Origin of the sequence: Enterococcus avium ATCC 14025 (assembly GCF_000406965.1) — a bacterium.
Classification (GTDB): domain Bacteria; phylum Bacillota; class Bacilli; order Lactobacillales; family Enterococcaceae; genus Enterococcus_A; species Enterococcus_A avium.
The window spans coordinates 81,098-101,821 of sequence record NZ_KE136367.1 but is presented as its reverse complement, the minus strand read 5'-3'; the positions used below and the strand labels follow the sequence as shown (position 1 = coordinate 101,821).

The following is a 20,724-nucleotide window of genomic DNA, read 5'->3' as shown; positions in this document are numbered from 1 at the left end:
GGAAGAAGAACTCGCAGCTAACGCCGGATTAAGGAAACATTTTTCAAAATCCGTGAAAAATGTAAGAATTGTCGTCGCGCATACGATTCTACTAATCTGCTAAAAGCAGGAAGAAGAACTCGCAGCTAACGCCGGATTAAGGAAACATTTTTCAAAATCCGTGAAAAATGTAAGAATTGTCGTCGCGCATACGATTCTACTAACCTGCTAAAGCAGGAAGAAGAACTCGCAAAGACGATCGAATATGTCGGTCGATCGTCTTCGTTCGTTAGTTTTATTTTGGAAAGAGAAACTAACTGTGGGTAGTATAGCATAGAATAATTGTTTTGCATGGGATACTTTGCTGGCTATGTCTTCTATAAAATGAAAATATTCTAATAAAATCCAAAAAGTCAGATTTATGTTTGGAAAGTGTTCATTATTTTATTTTACTTGCAGCAATTTATTTTTCTCCATCATAATCTTTCGAACCATCGATTGAACATTTTTCAGGTCTTCGTATTTGTCTTTGCATTCTAGAAACAGGATGGGTTTGTTGTGGACGTTCTTGATTGGGAAAAATTTATTCGTACTGATAATCAAATCAACAGATTCATCGGCTAATAAAAAGCGATTTGGATCGACAAAATTCAATTTAACTAGTCCGTTAGTACTTTTCATAAAGAATTTTTTTAGCCAGATAGAATTAAACTCGCCTTTTGAATCATCAATAAAAATAGATAATTCATATTCTGTCATAAATTCATTAGCAATACTTAAAGCGGCGTAAAGAAAAATGGCGTAGTCAAGCTGTGAATAAATTAGGCTATTACGTGGACAAATATTTTCAAAACGAACCCGCAGATTTTCTTGTACAATCGCCATATCTTCCGGATAAAGATTGTGATGCTCGCCGATTGGTACATAATTATAAAAGCTTTTGAACAATAAGCGTGTATGAATGACATATAGTTCTTTTTCCAGTTCGTCATAGTCAAATTCAAATTGGTTAAAAAGCAGACCGATGTTTTGAAAAAAGAACTGATTGGCCTGATAGATATTTGAATCTATCTCTTGGTGATATTTCTTTATTTCACGGAAGAAGCTGGTGTTGCGATAAAAGACCATTTTTGATTGTAAGAATAATAGCATAAAATAAAGTTCATCTTTAAAATTCGCGTAAGCCGAGACATTTTCTTCCGTAATAAAATGAAAATGCTGGACAAATTTATTTCCGATCAGGATGGATTCCACCGGCAGTTCATTATTTTCAATCGGATGATTGGATAGATAACGGATCAGCGTAATATCTACTAGATAATCATATTGAATTTTAGTGATCGGGTCGATTTGATCTGAAAGTAGAAAGCTGAGTTTCTCAAAAATAAAATTCTTTTCAGTCGAATTTTCGATATTAAAGGGATGCCCGTAGCCGCCGTATAGCTGCCAAAAGAAGCTCAAGAAGAAGAGGCGAATCGTCGGTTCTAAACCGGATAATACAATCTCGCCATTTCTAATATGAAGATCAATATTGGCTTCTTTAAGGAAATCCCGCACTTCGTACACATCTTTTTTCAAGGTGGAATAACTCAGGTTGTATTTGTCCGTCAGGGAATCCATCGTATTTTCTTTATTTAGCAGTAACCCCTCCAGCAGGTCAATCTTGATCGAGATGTGATAGATGGCTAAGCTCAATTCTTTGTTCTCCACATAATTTTGTTGAATAATTCGGTAGTTCCGCTCCGATATAGTTAGCGGATCGATTCCAATATGTTCCTTTACTTCGTTAGAAAGCATCGCTAAACGCTCTAAATATTTCAACGTTGTTCGTTTTTCAAAACCAATTTGCTCTGAAATTTCATTGATATCGTGAAAGCCTGGATTTTCCTTTAAATAAGTAAAAATGGCAAAAAGCGCCTGACTTTCAAAATCTAATAATAGATCGATGCTCATGAATTAACACTCCCTCAAGGTCACTAGTATAATCCGCAATGATTAAAGGAGGGGTAAGCACTATGTGAAAGTTGATTTAAAGATAATTGCGAGGATTCTTTTTTGCATCCGCTTTTTTTGTGAGAACTATCATTTGATACAAAAAATTTGTGCTGGCTTTCTAAAAGTTTGCGTCTATTTTTTGCACAATTTGAACCTTTTCCTTTTTTTCTTAAAAACCTTTTTTATTTACCACTAGATTTCATGGAAAAGGGCGATGATTAAAGGTTTTCTTCCATCGTGGTGACAGCATGTCTTTTAATATTTTTTCTAATTTGCTATGTCTGGCGTGGTTTGACTTTGATTGTGTAAAGTCTATGATGATGGCTGTAGTTCGAAAAGTGCGCACTTCGATTGCAATGAATTTAAAGGATGTGTCACAAATGAATAACGAAGAGAAGAACGCCTCTATCAGCGATCATAATCAGCTCACAGGTGTTCAACTATTCTCAATGACTACTTCAATGGTCATGACAGTCTACGGTTTTGCGGCCTTCGCTAAACAAGGACCAACAGCATTGTTTTTCCTATTTTTAGCAGGGATTCTATGGTTCATTCCCGTTACTCGGTCCGCTGGAGAAATGGCTTCAGTTGATGGCTGGAGTAAAGGCGGGATCTTTACTTGGGGACGTCATATGCTAGGTGAACGCCTAGGTTGGTCTGCTCTATTTTACCAATGGATTCACATCACAGTTGGTATGTGTACCATGATGTATTTCATCATTGGCTGTTTATCAATCACTTTCAACGTTCCAGTTATTAATACGAATCCATTGTTCAAATTCATCATCATGATGGTTATCTTGTGGGGCTTGATCTTCGCACAACAACGGGGAACAAAAATCACAGGAAAAATTGCTCAATGGAGTTTTACAATTGGGGTTATTATTCCAGTCTTTCTATTGTTGTTCTTAACGATTACTTATTTAGTAAAGGGTAATCCTATGCTAATCAAAATCAATCCACACACGATTTTACCATCAAGCTGGAGCGGCAACGTGTTAGTCGGATTTGTGCCATTTATTTTAGCCTTTGCAGGGGCGGAAGGTTCAGCTACTCACGTTAAAGACTTAAAGAAACCATCTATTTATCCAAAAGTAATGATGGCCTTGGCAATTTGTGCGATTGCTTCTGATATTATCGGAACGATTTCAATCGGGGCAACAATTCCCAATGCCAAAATTCAATTAAGTACTGGTATTGTTTATGCTTATGGCGCTTTGGTTCAACAATTTCCATGGATCAATGTGGTCTTTATTGAACGGTTGATTGGTTTGCTACTAGCAATTGGGATCATTGGTGAAATCAGCAGTTGGGTCGTTGGACCAAATGCTGGAATGTACGAAGCAGCGAAAGAAGGCTACTTGCCAGAACGCTTTGCTAAAATAAATCCTTATGGTGTCGAAACGAACGTCATGATCTTGCAAGGTGTGATCGTCTCAATCATGGCTGCGTTACTAACCTTTGGTGCCGGTGGAGACAAATCAAACCTTTCATTCCAAACAGCGATGAGTTTAACGGTTGCTCTGTATACCTTAATGTATATGCTGATGTTTGTTACTTATTTAGTTTTAGTGTTCAAACACGACGATTTGCATCGGACATTCCGTGCAGCCAAATCAAAAGTAATGCGTGTCATCATGGGTGTTCTAGGTTTAGTTTTATCAGCTTTCGGGTTTGTCGTAACATTCTTCCCACCAGCTGCTTACAGCATGCAACAAAAACATACGTACCTAACATTATTATTAACGGCTTTTATCATCGTTTTCTTTATACCTTTCATCATGTATTTGTTCCATGGAAATTGGACCTTGCATCATCATGATAAATCAGGAAAAAATTTGCACCATCAAGTTCATTAGAAAATATAAGAAAGTACAAATAAGGATGTCAGTTCCGCTTTTCACAGTTTATCTAGGCAGTAAGAAAATAAAAAAGTTTTTTGAAATACAGCTAGAGAAGTTTAGCGGAATGATATACGGCAAGAGAAACGAACTCATTTTTCCCTGGAAAAATGATTACTTTAATACGAATAAGGATGTCAGTTCCGCTTTTCACAGTTTATCTAGGCAGCAAGAAAATAAAAAGTTTTTTGAAATACAGCTAGAGAAGTTTAGCGGAATGATATACGGCAAGAGAAACGAACTCATTTTCCCCTGGAAAAATGATTACTTTAATACGAATAAGGAGATCTTTTAAATGCATACAGATTATTTAGAAAGTTCATTTTTAGGAAGCAGAGAAGCAGCACGTAGCATGCCTAAACAAGTATTACCTGATGAGGGTATGAACCCTGACACAGCCGAGACGCTCGTCAATCATATTCGGTTGAATGAAGCGAAAGCAGATCAAAATTTGGCTACATTCTGTACGACTCAAATGGAACCACAAGCGGATCGCTTGATGCTTGGTTCACTTGAAACGAATGCGATTGACAAATCAGAATATCCAAAAACCACAGCAATGGAAAATTATTCAATTAGTATGATTGCCCATATGTGGAATATTGGTGAAGGCAAAGAATTATATAAAGACTTCATCGGAACTTCAACAGTAGGTTCTTCAGAAGGTTGTATGCTAGGCGGATTGGCTTTGTTGCACAGCTGGAAACACCGCGCAAAAGCAGCCGGATTAGATATCGACAACTTGCATGAACACAAACCTAACTTAGTTATCATGTCTGCATTCCAAGTAGTATGGGAAAAATTCTGTACGTACTGGAATGTCGAGATGCGGGAAATTCCAATGGATGAAAACCATATGTCATTAAATACTGACATCGTGATGGATTACGTAGATGAAAATACGATTGGGGTCGTAGGTATCCAAGGGATCACTTACACTGGCCAAGTAGATGATATTCAAAAATTAGATGAACTTGTTTCTGAATACAACAAAACAGCTAAATTACCAATCAAAATCCACGTAGACGCAGCCTTTGGCGGTTTCTTTGCACCATTTGTTGATGGGTTCAAACCATGGGATTTCCGTTTGAAAAATGTAGCATCAATCAATGTTTCAGGACATAAATACGGGATGGTCTATCCTGGGATTGGCTGGATTGTTTGGCGTGAAAATACGGAAGAATATTTACCATCAGAAATGCGTTTTGCTGTACCTTACCTTGGAAGCAGCGTAGATTCGATCGCTATTAACTTCTCACATAGCGGGGCACATATTGTGGCACAATACTACAACTTGATTCGTTTTGGTCGTGAAGGATTCACAGCTATCATGAACAATGTCAGAGAAGTATCTAAACGAATCAATACAGAATTAAAAGCACTAGGTATTTTTGATATCATCAATGATGGATCAAAATTACCAATCAACTGTTGGAAAATTGCGGATAATATCGAATTAACTTGGAATCTATACGATTTAGAAGACAAGTTGAAGGAATACGGCTGGCAAGTGCCTGCTTATCCACTTCCAAAAGATCTTGACGATGTAACTATTAGCCGAATCGTCGTTCGTCCAGCTATGACCATGGCTATCTGTGATGACTTCATTGATGATTTACATCGCGCAATTGACGATCTAAATCGTAATCATTTGATTCATCACGCATCTTAACCTATAATAGCATCTGTTATTAAAGTCCTAATAATTGCATTATTTATTAGGGCTTTTAAACTGGAGGGAATCAAATTGAAAAAAGACAAAGTAGAAGTTACCGGCGACGTACGAGTTCGTTACGCACCAAGTCCAACAGGTTTTTTACATTTAGGGAATGCGCAATCGGCGTTATTCAACTATCTGTTTGCCAAACATTATAAGGGAACTTGGGTATTGCGAATCGAGGATACTGACTTGAAAAGAAATGTTCCGCATGGTGAAGAAAGCCAGATGGAAAATCTTCATTGGTTAGGTATCGACTGGGACGAAGGTCCGGATAAACCGAAAGTTGAATTTGCCCCTTACCACCAAAAAGATCGTGTGAATTTGTATCACAAATATGTACAACAATTATTAGACGCTGGTTTAGCCTATAAAGACTATGCCACCGAAGAAGAATTAAAAGAATTACATGACCAACAAATCGAAGCCAAAATCGCGCCTCATTATGATGGTCGCTGGTATGGCGCAACAGAAGAACAAATCAAACAAGCCGAAGCAGAAGGCCGAAAACCGACCGTTCGCCTTCATTTGCCTGAAGACCATGTTTATGGCTGGGACGATATGATTAAAGGCCGGGTGGAATTCAATTCAGACAATATCGGCGGAGATTTCATTATTGAAAAAAGTAATGGCATGGCAACGTACAATTTTGCCGTAGTGATTGACGACTATTTGATGAAGATGACTCATGTTTTACGCGGGGATGACCATATTGCGAATACACCAAAACAAATCGCAGTATACGAAGCACTAGGTATCCCGCAACCGCTATTTGGTCATATCACACTGATCTATAGCTTGGATACTCATAAAAAATTGAGTAAACGTGATAAAAATACCCTGCAATTCATTAGTCAATATCGTAAATATGGTTACTTGAATGAAGCGTTGCTGAACTTTATCGCCTTTCTTGGTTGGTCACCAGTGGGAGAAAAAGAATTGTTCACTCGTGATGAATTGATCGAAGCTTACGATATCAATCGGATGTCTGCTTCGCCTGCTTATTTCGATCAAAAGAAACTTGACTGGACCAATGCGGAATACATTAAAAAAACTTCCGTTGACGAATTAACTAGACGAATCATGCTGTTAGTTGACGCTGCTGAAACAGACGTAGCAGAACAATTAAAAGCAATCGGCATCGAAAAGGATCTTGATTTTGTTAAAAAAGTCGTGGATATCTATCACACAGAAGCCAAGACTTTAATGACATTTATGGAAAAAATCTTGTTTATCAAAAATGCCAACCAAGTGACCTTCACTTATACCGACTTGGCAGAATTTGATAGCGAAGGCGTTAAACAAATTTTGACTGCGATGTCAGAAAAAATAAAAGATGCGACAGAACCAGTGGATTATCCTGCCATCTTGTCAGCTGTTCAAGCAGAAACAGGACAAAAGGGTCGTAAACTGTATATGCCGTTGAACGTCGTCTTCACCGACAGTAAATCTGCTCCTCAAATCACAGATATTATGTCGGTTATGCCGAAAGAAACGGTTCAGCATTTGATTGACAATGCGTTGGCGTTTCTAACTAAATAAATGGAAAACTGCGATTCTCGATGAGAGTCGCAGTTTTTTAGTTAATCATTGTGCTTGGTCTTTTAAAATTTCAGATGCATTTGTTTCTGTTTAAAGATTTTTCCAATTAGAACTGAATGATTCTCTTCATCGATTCGGTAAAAGATTGCATAACTTTGACCAATCAAGATTCGATAAGTCGGAATGTCAAAACCATATAATGGAGAAACATCTTCATACATTTTAGGAAATAGTTTTAATAATTCTAGTGAGCGATAAATTAATTGAACGAAGTGTTTGATTTTTTCTTCTGAAAGAAAAAGTTCGTTCTCCCATTCCGATATAAGCTGGATCAGGCTATTTCTAAAAGAGACGGAATAAATGAGCTGATAAGATTTCATTTCTCACCCCAACCATATTTGCTAAAGAGCGTAGTCATTTCTTCTTCAGAAACAGTATGATTCGTTTCAAACTCTGCAAAACTCTCTTCGATTAACTCACGATCTTTCTTTTTTGCGACTTCTTGGGCATCTAATATGAAGTAATTTCCTTCTTTTTTAACCTCCAAGATATCTCCCTCGTGTAATCCCCATTCTTTAGGGAATATTCCTCCAACGGAATTACCAATCTTCCGTACTTTGATTTGTCCCATTCAAATCCCCTCTTTTTTATAGAATTATAACACGTTATAACTATTTAAGGAAGTTATGAATATCTAGTAGCAACTAAAAAAGTCTTGATATGATGATAGAATTGAGTCATTAATATGAATGAAGTTGCCAGTTTTACTTTCTACTTCAGTAGATTAGTAAAATGGTATCCGGAATGAAAATCAATCAATTTTAACCAAAATTGAATCGTTACTATGAATGAGGTGAGGGAATGATCAATCAAAAGGCGTTGTTTTTGTATCCGCAGAATCAACGGATTATTTTTCGGAATCAAGACTGTATGTATGTGAGGCCACATGCGGCATTGTTGCCTTATATTTCGAATTATACATTGACTTTTCCGACGAAACAGGCGATTTCTGAGAATTATACGGTCATTCCTCATGGTTGTGGGACATTAGTATGCGGGTTTAAGGACCATCAAATCGAGAACCAGCTACTTGGGCCAATGACTGCGGCTGCCAATGTAGGTGAGGAAGCTGCGACTTTCAATCAGATATTCATCGTGGAATTTCAACCGGCTGGACTTCATGCGTTTCTAAGTCTTAAGCAAAATGAATTAGCGGATCGGCATTTTTCTTTTCAATTGCTTCATGCCAAATTGAATCAGGTACTGATGGAATTGTTGGAGGCAGCGGAAAGTGTGGAAGAGCTACTGGCTGGAGTTGATCGTCTATTTGTTCATGCTCTCTTAAAGGACTGTCCGCCAGAGTTGGCTACTTCGAGAAAAATGATCGTTCAACAATCAGGAAATATCTCCTTAAAGAAGTTGTCTAATGAGGTATTTTATAGTGAACGCCATCTTACGCGACTGTTTAATGAATATCTGGGAATGAGCACCAAAATGTTTGCTCGTTTAGTCCGAGTTAATCAAACGATCCGTTTACTAAATCGAAGGCAAGGGGTAATTACAAAAGTGTTGGAACCCGCCGGTTATTACGATTTCTCTCACTTCAATCGTGATTTTAAACTGATGACGGGCATTACACCGCAAGCTTATCAACGGAAGATGTCCGATTTTTACAGTGAAATCGCCAAATTCTAAGGGTATATTTAGTAAAAAAGGAAGGAGAGTCGAGTAGCGGCTCTGATGGTGATAGGAATGAATTTTGGTGGAGTGTTATTGGCAGTGAAGGATATGACGAAGGCGAAGCAGTTCTATGTAGAGGTTATGGAACAAAAAATAGAAATGGATCTGGATAATGTTCATGTTGCTTTTGAGAGCGGCTTTTCATTACAGGCTGATTATCAAGGGTTGTTGGGTGTTCCATTGAATCCAAAGGAGCAGTCGGATAATTTTCAACTGTATTTTGAGGTTGAGGATTTAGACAAATGGGAAGACAAGCTTTCAAAGGTTGAAGGAATCGACTTTCTGCATCACAGTAAAGAGTATCCTTGGGGGCAGCGTGTGCTGCGTTTTTACGACTATGATAAATTTATCGTGGAGGTCGCAGAAAGTATGGCTAGTGTGGCGAAACGCTATTTGGCTCAAGGCATGACTGTAGAAGAAACGGCTGAAAAAACAATGTTTCCGGTCGAGTTTGTTGAAGGATTGGTTTAAATAGAAGGAAGAGCTAGAGTGGCTATTCTTTTTTGATTGAATTAATACGTGATGGAACTGTAAATAGTAGGCAACAGCTCTTTTTAGGAGATTGTTGATTAAAAAAACTGCCGCAAAAAATTGCGGCAGTTTCGTGTTTTTAGATAAACAATGCTTTATATAATGCGATTGCTACGATTGAAGCAATGATTGGGGCAAGTACTGGTACCCATGAGTAGCTCCATTGTGAATCGCCTTTGTGTTTCAATGGTAAGATGGCGTGCATGATACGAGGACCTAAATCACGAGCTGGGTTTAAACCTGGGCCAGTTGGTCCGCCGAAGGATGCGACTAATGTCCAAACTAAGAAACCTAATGCTAAGTGTGCTGTTCCTAAATTGTTTTGGAAGAATGGCGCTTTGGTAATTCCTAGTGCGCCGAAGAATAAAATGAATGATCCGAAGAATTCATTCACGAATCCGTTAAATTTAGAACCGACACTATTGATCGTTGAGAAGGTACCTAACACATGTAGTTTGTCTTCTGTTTGATCGTAATAAGGCTTGTAGCTGGCTACTACGACTAATTGTCCGACCATCGCACCAAGAATTTGGACAACGATGTAAGGAAGAACCTCCGCCCAAGGGAACATGCCGCTAACAGCTAAACCAATCGTAAACGCTGGGTTGATGTGATTGCCGCTGATACCGCCAAAAATCATTGCAGGAATCATAACCCCGCAGCCATAACCTACTGCAATCAACATCCAGTCACTTCCGTAACCTTTTGTCCCTCTTAAATCAACATTGGCAACTGCACCGTTTCCTAGCATTACTAGCAAAGCAGTTCCCAAGAACTCAGCTGCTAACCGAGTAGTCAGTGAATAATCCATAAAGACCTCCTATAAAATAATTGAAATGAAAATGTAAATGAAAATTTCATTTTATATCTTAATCCCATTCTTTGTAATTAGCAAATGTTAACCTCAGAAAAACGAGAAATTTCTATAGGAAATGACAACAAACGTTATGGAAGCAAAGAACAGCTTCTTTTTAGCTCCAAAAATTGTTTTTCATAAAAAAATCTCGTTCAATTGAACGAGATTGTGTCAGTTGATTAAAACTAGATGACGAAAGTTTGGGTTGTTTTCGATCAGCTTATGAGCTCCGTAGAAATTTTTATCTGAAAAGCCGTTTAGCTGTGCAGTCAAAATGGATGTTAGTTGATTTTTTTCCCATAAATAGACCAAAAGCTCCATGATCTTGCGGGAATACTCGATGCCTTCATCGGTAGTAAAAGAAGCCTCCAAGAAATCTTCGCAATAGAAGTTGAGATAGTCTGGATCAAAATTTTTCTTTTTCTTATTAATGAAGTGCAAGAGCAGCACCTTGGCCGTATCCTTGAATTCCGACAGATGATCGAAGTTTTTTTCCTTTTCAGTATCTAAATTGATCACATAATCAACCGGTGTCATTTCCGCGTTTGTCAATTCTTTTGATAGCTGAGTGGATTGAGAGACGACGACATCCGCCCCCATGTTTTTGATCCAGATTTCTGAATTGTTTTTATCGATCGTAGCGGCGACCTTCAAGCCAGCCCACTTCGCTAATTGGATAATGGTCGCGCCTAGCCCGTCAGAGGTGTTTAGGATCAATAGGTTTCCCTGATTTTTTTTCGGCTTAGGTGTCAATTGCAGTTGGCTGAACAACACTTCAAAAGCCAAGAAAAAGCTATAGGAAAAAGCGGCGGCTTCATCGGTAGGAAAAGAGTCTGGCAGTTTGACGATGGAACGGACATCAGCGATTTGAAAGTTACTATAGCTGCCGTATTTTCCGACCTTATTTACATAGAGAACACGGTCACCAACATTTAAGTATTGATTGCTGCTGCCTAGTCGGGTAATAATGCCGACACCGCCAAAGCCTAAAATATAGGGTTTCTTCGCTCCTTTAATCGTTTGTCGAATCTGGGTATCTAAGGTACTTATCGAGATAGCGGAAATTTTTATCATCACATCATTTTCTCGTAGTTTCGGAAGCATGATCTTGTATTGTTCAAATTTTTTGTCTTCTTTTAAACGAAATTTTTTCTCGAAGCCAATTGCGTCTGAAATCATTCGTTTTACCCTCCTCAGAAATAAATTTCTGAATCTCCAATAATAAAATGGCTACTTATAATATACTTGATTTCACAAAGAGAAGGAAATATTTTCTTTAAAATAGCAAAAGAATCAGCGAGTTTTATCAAAATTTTGAAACGATGTTTGTTCGAAGGGAAAATCACTACGAATTTTTATCAACATGGGTAGTTGATAACTTGTGACTCAGCGATAAGATAGGTAGAATTACGATAGTAGGAATAAGGGGGAGTAACATGTTCACTGAAAAGAGTTTTGAAGTTTTTGATATCGACGGCTTGGATGAACGAATGGCAGCGATTCGCCAGGAAGTTCAACCAACTTTTCAACAGTTAGATGAAGTTTTTCAACAGGAGTTAGAGCCGCTGCTAGACGAAAAGCTATTTATCCACATTGCCCAGCATCGCCGCAGGACGACCTATCCGCCTGAAAATACTTGGTCAGCATTGAGCCGACAAAAGCGTGGATACAAAATGGAGCCGCATTTTCAGCTGGGAATTTGGCCGGAGTATGTTTTTATGTGGCTGTCCTGTATTGATCAGCCGAAGGAAGAAAAAGCGATTGCGCAAATTTTACTAGACCATCCAGAAATTTTTGAAAACTTATCCCCAGATTTTGTTCTATCCGGTGATCACACAAAGCCGAAAGTAGAAGAGCTATCGCCAGAACGCATAGAAAAACTGTTGATAAGGTTTCGTGATGTGAAAAAAGGCGAATTTCAAATTGGTCGAATCATCAAAAGGGAAGATCCGATTTGGAAAAATCCGCAAGCCGCTCAAGCATTTATGGTAGAAACCTATAAACAATTGGTACCAATTTATCAATTAGCGAAGCAAGCAAGTTTTGCACAGGTGGAAAACTAAAGCATAATTTCAGTCAAAAAGGGTATGAAAATAAAATTCTTGTGTTGGGGATAACTAGTTCGACAGCGATTTTTTCGCTGTTTTTTTTATCCGTTCAAGAAAAATGGAGGGAGGTGAGAGAATTGGTCAATCTGAAGCACTTTCTTAGAGTATTAAATTTTTTTACTTTTTTGAGGATCAAGTTATTTTCAACGAATAATTTAAAATAGTTATTGAAAGCGTTTTACGGAAATGTCCATTTCAATGGACATAAGAAAAAATGTACGTGAATAAAAAAAGGCTATATTAATGACAAGGAGGTTGACAAAATGCAGCTAAGCAAACGTGAAACACAATTGATCGAACTGTTTATCAAACATGGGATGACACTCACCGCTCAAGAGTTAGCTGAATTTGCCAATGTTTCCACGAAAACCATTTACCGTACGATTAAAAAAATCAATGAAGCCTCCGATGTCGGAGAGCTCATTTCAGCGGAAGTCGGAAAAGGATTTCGTTTAGATTATGACAATTATTTAAAAGAAAGTGTCCGAAAACGAGGCAATGATACTGTGCAAGGTCCATCAGAAAGAAGGAATACAATTCTGTTGGCTTTGTTATTCAAATCCCCCAAAAAAGTGTTGATCAATGATTTGTTCGACGAATATTATGTCAGCAATACCGTGATTACGAATGATTTGGTACGGATGAATGAATTTTTGCTGAAGTACCAGCTGTCACTGATTCGCAAAGGACAACGTGTCTCTATCGAAGGAACAGAAAAGCACATTCGCAAAGCGGTGAATCATTTGATCAGCGCGAATCGTGTCTGGGAGGAAGACTTTTCCACACAACAGGAAAAAATCAGTTCCTATGACATCAACTTTATTACTTCGTTATTAGAGTACATTGAAAGAAAATTGCAAAACGGGATTGCTTATCCCTATAACAGCAATATCTTTTCTCATATTTACATTTTAATCAAACGTGTACGGGAAGGAGAAATTCACGCAGATACCTGTGCGGAGCTGTTAGATCCTGATGAAGAAGCACTGATCACGCAATATGATCAACTGTATCAGCTTTCCAAGATGGTGATTACAAAGCTGAATCATTATCTGAATATTGTTCTACCGGAAAGTGAGACGTTTTATTTATTCCAATACCTGATTTCTTCGCGAATGGAAAAGGAACCAATCAAGCTGAATCGAAAATCAAAGGAAGCATTGGCGATCACTGATTTTTTTGCCACCGAAATGAGTCGCTTGATGGGGATGAAGGTCGATCATCAGCCGAATCGCCAAGATCTTTATGAGCACATTGACCCATTATTGTATCGTTTGAAAAACGAGATCATCGTTAAAAATGATTTATTAGGAGATATCAAGCTGGAGTATCCAGAGGTTTTTCAACAAGTCCAACAGGTCAGCAAAGCGGCCGAAGAAAAGTTTCAATTAAATGAGATTTCTGAAGATGAGATCGGATTTTTGACTTTGTATTTTGTGAAGTATAAAGAAATGATCCATTCGAAAAAACGTGTGCTGATCATGTGCAGCAGCGGGGTAGGGACTTCAGAGCTATTGAAGGTAAAGGTTCGCAAAGCATTTCCCGAGTTAGAAATTGTCGATGTCTTATCGGCACGCAAATTTTCCAAGGCACCAGAAAAGTATCAAAACATTGATCTGATTTTAACCACTGTCAATTTAACCATCGACATGATGATCCCGACGATTTTGGTGAATTCAGTATTTACAAAACAAGACGAAAAACGAGTGAAAGAGATGTTAGGAGAGATATGAGATGACAGCAGAGCAAATGATGGACGATTTCAGTATCGCGGATGTGATTACCGAAGATTTAATCCAATTAGAAATGAAAGCGACAACAAAAGAAGAAGCAATTCATGAATTGACACGATTGCTAATGGCAAATGGGGACATTGCTGACGAGGACGACTTTATGGCAGATGTTTTCGAACGCGAAGCAGAAGGCATGACGGGAATCGGAAATAGTATTGCGATTCCTCATGGAAAATCGGATAGCGTGATCAAGACCTCGTTAGTTGTCGGTAAAGCCGCCATGCCGATCCCATGGGAATCCTTGGATGAGGAACCTGTTCGCGTAATTATTTTATTCGCCGTGAAGAATACCGATGCCAACACTATGCATATCAAGTTATTGCAGAAGGTTGCGATGCTCTTAGCCGATGAAGATTTCATCGAAAATATGGTCAATGCTCGGACCAAAGCGGAAATGATGGAATTGTTATCAAAGGACCCAATGGAAGAAGATTAAAAAAGAAAATGGAGGAATAGATGATGAAAATTGTTGGAGTCGCAGCGTGTACGTCAGGCATCGCCCATACGTACATTGCCAAACAGAAATTAGAAAAAGCCGCCAAAGCCTTAGGTCACACCGTTCACATCGAAACACAAGGAACCATCGGAACAGAAGACGAGTTAACCATGGAAGAAATCAAAGCCGCCGATGTCGTGATTATCGCCGCAGACATCAAGATCGGCGGAAAAGACCGTTTTGAAGGAAAAAAGGTGGTGGAAATCCCGACCAGCATGGTAATCAAAGCACCAAAGGGTTTGATTAATAAGATCGAAGAGGAAATTGTAAAGGCGTAGGAAATTATTTCTTTAACTTTAATATGAAAAAGGATGCCAGTTCCACTCTTCATAGTTTAATCAGTGAAGAAAACACAGCATAGAATTAGTCCACTGCAAAAGAATAAAAATCCTAGTGGAATGGTATACGGCTTGAAAATCAGACTTATTTTTCTGGAAGAAAATAAATACATTAATTTGAATAAGGAGATGAACTAAATGTTTAAGCAGCTTCAATTGAAAAAGCATGCCCTGACGGCAATCTCGTACATGTTACCGGTTGTTGTTACGGCAGGGTTGTTGATCGCGATTGGAAATTTGACAGGTGGCGGAGTGATTGAGGATTATAAGGCGGCCTATTCGGTTCCAGATGCGTTAGTCTCATTGGGTGTTTTGGGGATGGGATTATTGGCACCGGTTATCGCGGGGGCCATCGCGTATTCAATTGCTGACCGTCCGGGTATTGGACCTGGTTTGTTTATGGGGTTGATCGCGAATGCCATCGGTGCTGGTTTCTTAGGCGGGATGCTCGGTGGTTACTTGGTTGGTTTCTTTGTACTATTCTTAGTGAAAAATCTGAAGGTTCCAAAATGGGCACAAGGTTTGATGCCGATGATGATCGTACCGCTCTTATCTACATTGATCATTGGCTTATTGATGTTCTTTGTCATCGGATTGCCGATTGTTTGGGCAACAGAAGCGTTGACCGAATTCTTAGAAGGGCTACAAGGTTCGGGTAAATTCTTATTTGGCTCAATTGTTGGCGGAATGGCTGCCTTTGATTTCGGTGGTCCGGTTAATAAAGTAGCGTCACTATTTGCCGATGGCTTGCTACTAGAGGGTGTGCAGGGACCAGAAGCCGTGAAAGTATTGGCTTCTATGGTACCGCCGTTTGGTGTCACGATCTCTTGGGTATTATCTAAAATTGTTCGCAAACGCAAATATTCCAAAGAAGAGGAAGACAATATCAAAATCGCTTTCCCAATGGGACTTTGCATGATTACAGAAGGTGTTATTCCAATCGCAGCAGTTGATCCATTGCGGGTGATCTTCTCTTGTACAGTTGGCGCGGCAATTGGCGGCGGCTTGAGTATGTCGTGGGGCGTTGGTTCGCCGGTTCCGTCAGGCGGAGTGTTCATTATCCCAGCGATGACTGATCCATTGAAGTTTACGTTAGCGTTATTGATTGGTTCAGCGATTACCGGAATTTTGTTGTTCGTTCTGAAGAAAGAGCCAGTGGAAAATGAAATCAAGGACGATGAAGAAGAGGAAGAAGTAGATTTTTCTTCCATCAAGATTTCGTAGTAAGGGTGTCAGTTCCACTTTTCGCAGTTAGATTCGTTGAAAAAACTTAAATCAAAAGCAACACAGAATCACAGGTAATGAACCCAGTGGAATGATATACGGCTTGAAAATCGAACTAATTTTTCAGAGAAAAATTAATTCTTTAGTATGAAAAAGGAGTTTTGTCACATGTATGTTTCGATGAAAGAAATGTTGCAAAAGGCCAATCGTGAAAACTATGCCGTAATGGCGATCAATTGCTTCAATTTGGAAACAGCCAAAGCGGTAATCGAAGCGGCAGAGGAAATGCGTTCACCGATTATTGTCGATTTATTGCAGGATCATTTAAAAGAGCATTTGGATATTCGCTATTTGACCCAACCGATTATTCGAATGGCAAATAATGCCAAAGTCGAAGTGGCGATTAATTTAGATCATGGACAGGATGTCGCGTTCGTGAAACAGTGTCTGCATGAAGGCTTTTCCAGCGTCATGATGGATGCTTCGATGTATTCGTTAGAAGAAAATATTCGGATCACTAAAGCCATGGTAGAGCTGGCGCAGGTCTACAATGCCAGCGTAGAAGCTGAAGTTGGCGATATGGGGGCGGTGGCTGGTGATCATTTTACCAATGATGAGATGTACACCGATCCCGACGATGCGATTCGTTTTATTAACGAGACGGGTGTTGATTGTTTAGCACTGTCTTATGGTTCCAGTCACGGAGATTATCCAGAAGGGTATGTGCCGGATTTCCGGTTTGATATTGTCGAAAAAATCAAAGCAGCGACAAATTTACCGTTAGTATTACATGGCGGATCAGGCGCAGGTGAGAAAAATATCCTGCGTTCGATCGAATTAGGGATCAATAAGATCAATGTGGGTTCAGATTTTATGAAGGCGCAAAAAGCCGAAGTCCAAAAGCAATTAGCAGAAAATCCTGAGGTGGATTATCCGACGCTTGTTCATCAAACGATGGCAGCTGGAAAAGAAGTTGTGAAACGGTATATCGAACTTTCGGGTTCAAAAAATAAATCTTAAAATGAGAATGGAGACAAAGTCAAATGTTAATCAATATGAAGCAAATGCTAGAAGTCGCAAAGGAAAATAAATTCGCCGTAGGAGCCTTTAACGTCGCAGACAGTAATTTCTTACGCGTAGTCATTGAAGCAGCGGAAGAAAATGATGCGCCAGCGATCATCGCGGTTCATCCAACTGAGTTAGATTTTACCAAAGATGAATTTTTCCAATATGCGGTATCTCGTGCAAAAAATAGTTCGGTGCCATTCGTTATCCACATGGATCATGGGGATAACTTAGCCAGCATCATGCGCGCTGTCCACTGTGGATTCAGTTCAGTCATGATCGATGGGTCATTACTACCGTTTGAAGAAAATATCGCCATCACGAAGGAAGTCGTTGATGTTTGTCATAAGATTGGTGTTTCCGTTGAAGGGGAATTAGGTACGATCGGGAATACGGGAACATCGGTTGAAGGCGGCGTGTCGGAAGTTATTTACACGAAACCAGAGGATGCCGAAGAATTTATTGAAAAAACCGGGATCGATACATTGGCAGTGGCAATTGGTACGGCTCACGGAATTTATCCAAAAGACATCAAACCTGAATTGAAGATGGATGTACTAGAAGACATCAAGAGCAGAGTCGATATTCCATTGGTGCTTCATGGCGGATCAGCTAATCCAGATGAAGAAATTGCCAAAGCGGTTCAAATCGGGATTCAAAAGGTCAATATTTCATCTGACTACAAATATGCTTTCTACAAAAAATGTCGTGAGATTCTTTCGACTACTGAATTATGGGACCCAAATGCGATCTATCCAGAATGTATTGATGCAGCTAAAGCCGTTGTCAAACAAAAAATGGAGCTGTTCAATTCGATCGGGCAAGCTGCGATTTATCGTAAGGAAAACGTGTTGCCTTGGAGACAGGACTTGAATTAAAAAATTAAAAATAGGTTCTAGGCTCAAAATTTGAGCTTAGAGCCTATTTTTATTCTAACAATTAAACATTGTTTTGTTTCTTTTCTAACTTTTGTTGAGAACACATTATGCGGCATCAATAACATAGGCGTTTCCAACTTCAAAGATTTAACGATACACCAATTTTGTGAAGGGCAACCTTCTACCAAGCAAGACCCCCAGATATCCAGCTGCGACTGCTTTGATTGCGCCTGGCAGAATAAAAGGAATCATTCCGGCAGAAAAAGCCGTATCCCATGGTAAACCTCCGCTAAATTTCAGCCAAAGGGAACCGAAGAACAGAGTAATAAAAGCCCCGACTAAATTAGCGGCGATTGACCAAAAATAATTGAAGGTTAATTTTTCTAAAATCAGACCAGTAACATAGGCTTGAAAAATAAATCCAACTAAAAAACCCCCGGTCGGTCCGAAATAATGGGCAATTCCCGCTGAACCGCCAGCTAACACAGGTAAACCGATCATCCCCATCAATAGATACATCGCTACGGCAATAGTACCGGTTTTCTTGCCTAAAATAGTTACCACGAACCCTACAGCAAAGGTTTGTAAAGTTAATGGAATAGGCCCAAAAGGAATGGTGAATTGGGCTAAAATACTTATTACTGCTGCAAATAATCCGGCTAAAACAATTTCTCGACTACTTAATTTCATACACTCACTCTTTCGTTAACTAAATATTTTATTTTGGTTAACGAAAGTATAATGGATGGTTAACAAGATGTAAAGGAAAATTTTTAGTACTTAGTAGAACAAAGTAGTTGACAAAATAGCTACTTAGTTATACATTATAGCTGTACTTAATATTACAAAGTACCGAATGATGATTAAGGAGTGAGTAAAATGCAGGAAGCAATTAATGTTGTTGATTTGGAAAAATCTTTTTCTGATCACAAGGTGTTAGATAAAATTAGTTTTCATGTGCCGACAGGAAGCATTTTTGCTTTATTGGGAACGAATGGTTCTGGGAAAACAACAACAGTCAAAATGATGACCACTTTGCTGAAGCCAGATAATGGCTATATTACGATCGATGGAATGAATGTGTTGGAGCAGTCGTTAAAGGTTCAAAAGGAATTTAGTTTGACCGGACAATTCGCTGCGGTAGATGAGGTATTAACGGGACGGGAAAATTTAGTTTTGATCGCAAAGCTTCGTCATATGAAAAATTATACGGAAAAGGTTGATGAGCTGTTAACGGAATTCGATCTGCAAGAAGCGGCGGATCGACCGACGCAAACGTACTCTGGCGGGATGCGGCGTAAATTGGATTTGGCGATGAGCTTGATCGATCCGCCCAGAATTCTTTTCTTGGATGAACCAACGACTGGATTAGATCCGCAGGCGCGGGCTGCTCTATGGCAAATGATCCGTTCGTTGAAAAAAGCGAGGGTGACGATCTTTCTAACTACGCAGTATTTGGAGGAAGCGGAGCAGTTGGCGGATACCGTGGCGATTTTGAATCGTGGGAAAATCGCATTGCAGGGAAGCATCGCAGAGGTGAAAAAGCAGTTGCCAAAAGAAACCTTGGAATTGACCTTTGCGGATGAGGAAACATTGGAAGCTGCTGAACAGCTTGTCGGAGGAAAAATGAATAAGGAATTATTGGCGCTGAACGTTGTAACAGATAATGAAGTTGAACGAATCACGACGATTTTAAATCAATTGCAGGCGGCGAAGATTGAGATTTTAACCTTTACCCAAAAACAATCTTCTTTGGATGACGTCTTCTTTATGATTGTCGAAAACCGAGGGGAGGGAGAAAAATGAACGTATTCGCAGATACGATGGTATTGACCGGACGAATGATGAAGCATATGACCCGAAGTGTGGATACAATCATGACCGTGGTACTGATGCCGATCATGCTAATGCTGGCATTCATTTATATTTTCGGTGGGGCGATGACGATCCCGCAAGAGACCTATAAAGGCTTTATCGTGCCGGCAATTTTATTGTTTACTGTTGCCAGCGGCGTTGGTTATACCGCTTTTCGTTTAAACACGGATGTTCAAAATGGTATTTTTGAACGGTTCCATTCCATGCCGATCGCGAAGTCCGCGATTTTGAATAGTCACGTGATGACCAGTGTCATTTTCAATTTTATCTCAGCGCTACTTGTTCTGATCAGCAGTATTTTAATTGGATTTCGCCCAAAGGCAGATGTATTTGATTGGGCTGTGGGGCTGCTGCTTTTGCTGGTTGCGACTTACGCACTATCTTGGATTGCCGTCCTCTTTGGATTGATCGCTAGGAATAATGAAACAGCAATCGCCTTTTCTTACTTGCTGATTGGTCTATTATTCATCAGCTCAGGCTTTGTGCCAACAGAAACATTGCCTAAAGTTTTGCGAGGTTTTGCAGATTATCAGCCAATGACCCCGATCATTAATTCTTTACGTTCAATTTTGACCGACGGAAAAATTCCCGCAGATATCTGGGTGGCATTCGTATGGAGTATTGGCGCAATCGTGATTTTCCAAGTATTATCTATATATGTCTATCGGAAAAAATTACGTTAGTAC

At 39.3% G+C, this 20,724-nt stretch carries 20 protein-coding genes; 14 read left to right on the top strand and 6 right to left on the bottom strand.

Annotated elements, in window-relative coordinates; all coding sequences use genetic code 11:
• Nucleotides 1-423: 423 nt before the first annotated feature.
• Entirely contained in the window at nt 424-1,932 is a 1,509-nt protein-coding gene (locus OMU_RS19840; RefSeq protein ID WP_016181645.1) for a helix-turn-helix domain-containing protein, read from the bottom strand.
• Between the two features lie 422 nt (nt 1,933-2,354).
• Here OMU_RS19840 and OMU_RS19835 point away from each other — a divergent pair, with 422 nt between their 5' ends.
• The 3 genes from OMU_RS19835 to gltX all read left to right on the top strand — a co-directional run bounded on the left by OMU_RS19835 (nt 2,355) and on the right by gltX (nt 7,134).
• Nucleotides 2,355-3,833: an amino acid permease gene (locus tag OMU_RS19835; RefSeq protein ID WP_016181644.1), complete on the top strand. Its 1,479-nt coding sequence runs from the start codon at nt 2,355-2,357 to the stop codon at nt 3,831-3,833.
• Between the two features lie 337 nt (nt 3,834-4,170).
• Complete coding sequence (gad, locus tag OMU_RS19825) at nt 4,171-5,547, top strand: glutamate decarboxylase (RefSeq protein WP_016181643.1); 1,377 nt, start codon at nt 4,171-4,173, stop codon at nt 5,545-5,547.
• Between the two features lie 75 nt (nt 5,548-5,622).
• Nucleotides 5,623-7,134: a glutamate--tRNA ligase gene (gene gltX / locus OMU_RS19820; RefSeq protein WP_016181642.1), complete on the top strand. Its 1,512-nt coding sequence runs from the start codon at nt 5,623-5,625 to the stop codon at nt 7,132-7,134.
• A gap of 62 nt (nt 7,135-7,196) precedes the next feature.
• Here gltX and OMU_RS19815 read toward each other — a convergent pair whose 3' ends face one another.
• Together OMU_RS19815 and OMU_RS19810 are read right to left on the bottom strand one after the other, a co-directional pair.
• Nucleotides 7,197-7,514: a type II toxin-antitoxin system RelE/ParE family toxin gene (locus tag OMU_RS19815; protein WP_016181641.1), complete on the bottom strand. Its 318-nt coding sequence runs from the start codon at nt 7,512-7,514 to the stop codon at nt 7,197-7,199.
• Entirely contained in the window at nt 7,511-7,765 is a 255-nt protein-coding gene (locus OMU_RS19810) for an AbrB/MazE/SpoVT family DNA-binding domain-containing protein (protein WP_016181640.1), read from the bottom strand. The genes OMU_RS19815 and OMU_RS19810 overlap by 4 nt, the downstream gene beginning before the upstream one ends.
• A 230-nt stretch (nt 7,766-7,995) precedes the next feature.
• Between OMU_RS19810 and OMU_RS19805 the strand changes: the two genes are divergently transcribed.
• Complete coding sequence (locus tag OMU_RS19805) at nt 7,996-8,829, top strand: AraC family transcriptional regulator (protein WP_016181639.1); 834 nt, start codon at nt 7,996-7,998, stop codon at nt 8,827-8,829.
• A 57-nt stretch (nt 8,830-8,886) separates the two neighbouring features.
• Nucleotides 8,887-9,345, top strand: a complete 459-nt coding sequence (locus OMU_RS19800) for a VOC family protein (RefSeq protein WP_034877305.1) — start codon at nt 8,887-8,889, stop codon at nt 9,343-9,345.
• A gap of 139 nt (nt 9,346-9,484) precedes the next feature.
• Here OMU_RS19800 and OMU_RS19795 read toward each other — a convergent pair whose 3' ends face one another.
• Both OMU_RS19795 and OMU_RS19790 read right to left on the bottom strand, forming a co-directional pair.
• A complete protein-coding gene (locus OMU_RS19795; RefSeq protein ID WP_016181637.1) occupies nt 9,485-10,216 on the bottom strand; it encodes an MIP/aquaporin family protein in 732 nt (243 codons plus the stop codon).
• A gap of 216 nt (nt 10,217-10,432) precedes the next feature.
• On the bottom strand, nt 10,433-11,440 hold the full coding sequence (locus OMU_RS19790; protein ID WP_016181636.1) for an alcohol dehydrogenase catalytic domain-containing protein: 1,008 nt from the start codon (nt 11,438-11,440) through the stop codon (nt 10,433-10,435).
• Between the two features lie 257 nt (nt 11,441-11,697).
• Between OMU_RS19790 and OMU_RS19785 the strand changes: the two genes are divergently transcribed.
• The 7 genes from OMU_RS19785 (at nt 11,698) to OMU_RS19755 (ending at nt 18,163) form a co-directional block, all read left to right on the top strand.
• Complete coding sequence (locus tag OMU_RS19785; RefSeq protein ID WP_016181635.1) at nt 11,698-12,324, top strand: DUF1054 domain-containing protein; 627 nt, start codon at nt 11,698-11,700, stop codon at nt 12,322-12,324.
• A gap of 308 nt (nt 12,325-12,632) precedes the next feature.
• Nucleotides 12,633-14,102 (top strand): BglG family transcription antiterminator, encoded by a 1,470-nt coding sequence (locus tag OMU_RS19780; RefSeq protein ID WP_016181634.1) that lies wholly within the window; start codon nt 12,633-12,635, stop codon nt 14,100-14,102.
• Nucleotide 14,103: 1 nt separating this feature from the next.
• Nucleotides 14,104-14,598: a PTS sugar transporter subunit IIA gene (locus tag OMU_RS19775; RefSeq protein ID WP_016181633.1), complete on the top strand. Its 495-nt coding sequence runs from the start codon at nt 14,104-14,106 to the stop codon at nt 14,596-14,598.
• A 23-nt stretch (nt 14,599-14,621) separates the two neighbouring features.
• Nucleotides 14,622-14,936, top strand: coding sequence for a PTS fructose transporter subunit IIB (locus OMU_RS19770; RefSeq protein WP_034877263.1), 315 nt, complete (start codon nt 14,622-14,624; stop codon nt 14,934-14,936).
• A 198-nt stretch (nt 14,937-15,134) separates the two neighbouring features.
• Nucleotides 15,135-16,220: a PTS fructose transporter subunit IIC gene (locus tag OMU_RS19765; RefSeq protein ID WP_016181631.1), complete on the top strand. Its 1,086-nt coding sequence runs from the start codon at nt 15,135-15,137 to the stop codon at nt 16,218-16,220.
• Nucleotides 16,221-16,388: 168 nt separating this feature from the next.
• Nucleotides 16,389-17,240 (top strand): class II fructose-bisphosphate aldolase, encoded by an 852-nt coding sequence (locus tag OMU_RS19760; protein WP_016181630.1) that lies wholly within the window; start codon nt 16,389-16,391, stop codon nt 17,238-17,240.
• Between the two features lie 23 nt (nt 17,241-17,263).
• Entirely contained in the window at nt 17,264-18,163 is a 900-nt protein-coding gene (locus tag OMU_RS19755; protein WP_016181629.1) for a ketose-bisphosphate aldolase, read from the top strand.
• A gap of 147 nt (nt 18,164-18,310) precedes the next feature.
• Here OMU_RS19755 and OMU_RS19750 read toward each other — a convergent pair whose 3' ends face one another.
• Nucleotides 18,311-18,853, bottom strand: coding sequence for a biotin transporter BioY (locus tag OMU_RS19750; protein ID WP_016181628.1), 543 nt, complete (start codon nt 18,851-18,853; stop codon nt 18,311-18,313).
• 189 nt (nt 18,854-19,042) lie between these two features.
• On the opposite strand from OMU_RS19750, the gene OMU_RS19745 reads away from it, so the two are divergent.
• Together OMU_RS19745 and OMU_RS19740 are read left to right on the top strand one after the other, a co-directional pair.
• A complete protein-coding gene (locus OMU_RS19745) occupies nt 19,043-19,969 on the top strand; it encodes an ATP-binding cassette domain-containing protein (protein WP_016181627.1) in 927 nt (308 codons plus the stop codon).
• A complete protein-coding gene (locus tag OMU_RS19740) occupies nt 19,966-20,721 on the top strand; it encodes an ABC transporter permease (RefSeq protein WP_016181626.1) in 756 nt (251 codons plus the stop codon). The genes OMU_RS19745 and OMU_RS19740 overlap by 4 nt, the downstream gene beginning before the upstream one ends.
• The last annotated feature ends 3 nt before the right edge of the window (nt 20,722-20,724 follow it).

Coding starts and splice junctions, on each gene's coding strand:
- gad (WP_016181643.1), top strand. CDS start 4,171: ATGCATACAGATTATTTAGAAAGTTCATTTTTAGGAAGCAGAGAAGCA.
- OMU_RS19780 (WP_016181634.1), top strand. CDS start 12,633: ATGCAGCTAAGCAAACGTGAAACACAATTGATCGAACTGTTTATCAAA.
- OMU_RS19750 (WP_016181628.1), bottom strand. CDS start 18,853: ATGAAATTAAGTAGTCGAGAAATTGTTTTAGCCGGATTATTTGCAGCA.
- OMU_RS19835 (WP_016181644.1), top strand. CDS start 2,355: ATGAATAACGAAGAGAAGAACGCCTCTATCAGCGATCATAATCAGCTC.
- OMU_RS19740 (WP_016181626.1), top strand. CDS start 19,966: ATGAACGTATTCGCAGATACGATGGTATTGACCGGACGAATGATGAAG.
- OMU_RS19795 (WP_016181637.1), bottom strand. CDS start 10,216: ATGGATTATTCACTGACTACTCGGTTAGCAGCTGAGTTCTTGGGAACT.
- OMU_RS19790 (WP_016181636.1), bottom strand. CDS start 11,440: ATGATTTCAGACGCAATTGGCTTCGAGAAAAAATTTCGTTTAAAAGAA.
- OMU_RS19815 (WP_016181641.1), bottom strand. CDS start 7,514: ATGAAATCTTATCAGCTCATTTATTCCGTCTCTTTTAGAAATAGCCTG.
- OMU_RS19745 (WP_016181627.1), top strand. CDS start 19,043: ATGCAGGAAGCAATTAATGTTGTTGATTTGGAAAAATCTTTTTCTGAT.
- OMU_RS19805 (WP_016181639.1), top strand. CDS start 7,996: ATGATCAATCAAAAGGCGTTGTTTTTGTATCCGCAGAATCAACGGATT.
- OMU_RS19775 (WP_016181633.1), top strand. CDS start 14,104: ATGACAGCAGAGCAAATGATGGACGATTTCAGTATCGCGGATGTGATT.
- OMU_RS19760 (WP_016181630.1), top strand. CDS start 16,389: ATGTATGTTTCGATGAAAGAAATGTTGCAAAAGGCCAATCGTGAAAAC.
- OMU_RS19765 (WP_016181631.1), top strand. CDS start 15,135: ATGTTTAAGCAGCTTCAATTGAAAAAGCATGCCCTGACGGCAATCTCG.
- OMU_RS19810 (WP_016181640.1), bottom strand. CDS start 7,765: ATGGGACAAATCAAAGTACGGAAGATTGGTAATTCCGTTGGAGGAATA.
- OMU_RS19840 (WP_016181645.1), bottom strand. CDS start 1,932: ATGAGCATCGATCTATTATTAGATTTTGAAAGTCAGGCGCTTTTTGCC.
- OMU_RS19800 (WP_034877305.1), top strand. CDS start 8,887: ATGAATTTTGGTGGAGTGTTATTGGCAGTGAAGGATATGACGAAGGCG.
- OMU_RS19785 (WP_016181635.1), top strand. CDS start 11,698: ATGTTCACTGAAAAGAGTTTTGAAGTTTTTGATATCGACGGCTTGGAT.
- OMU_RS19755 (WP_016181629.1), top strand. CDS start 17,264: ATGTTAATCAATATGAAGCAAATGCTAGAAGTCGCAAAGGAAAATAAA.
- OMU_RS19770 (WP_034877263.1), top strand. CDS start 14,622: ATGAAAATTGTTGGAGTCGCAGCGTGTACGTCAGGCATCGCCCATACG.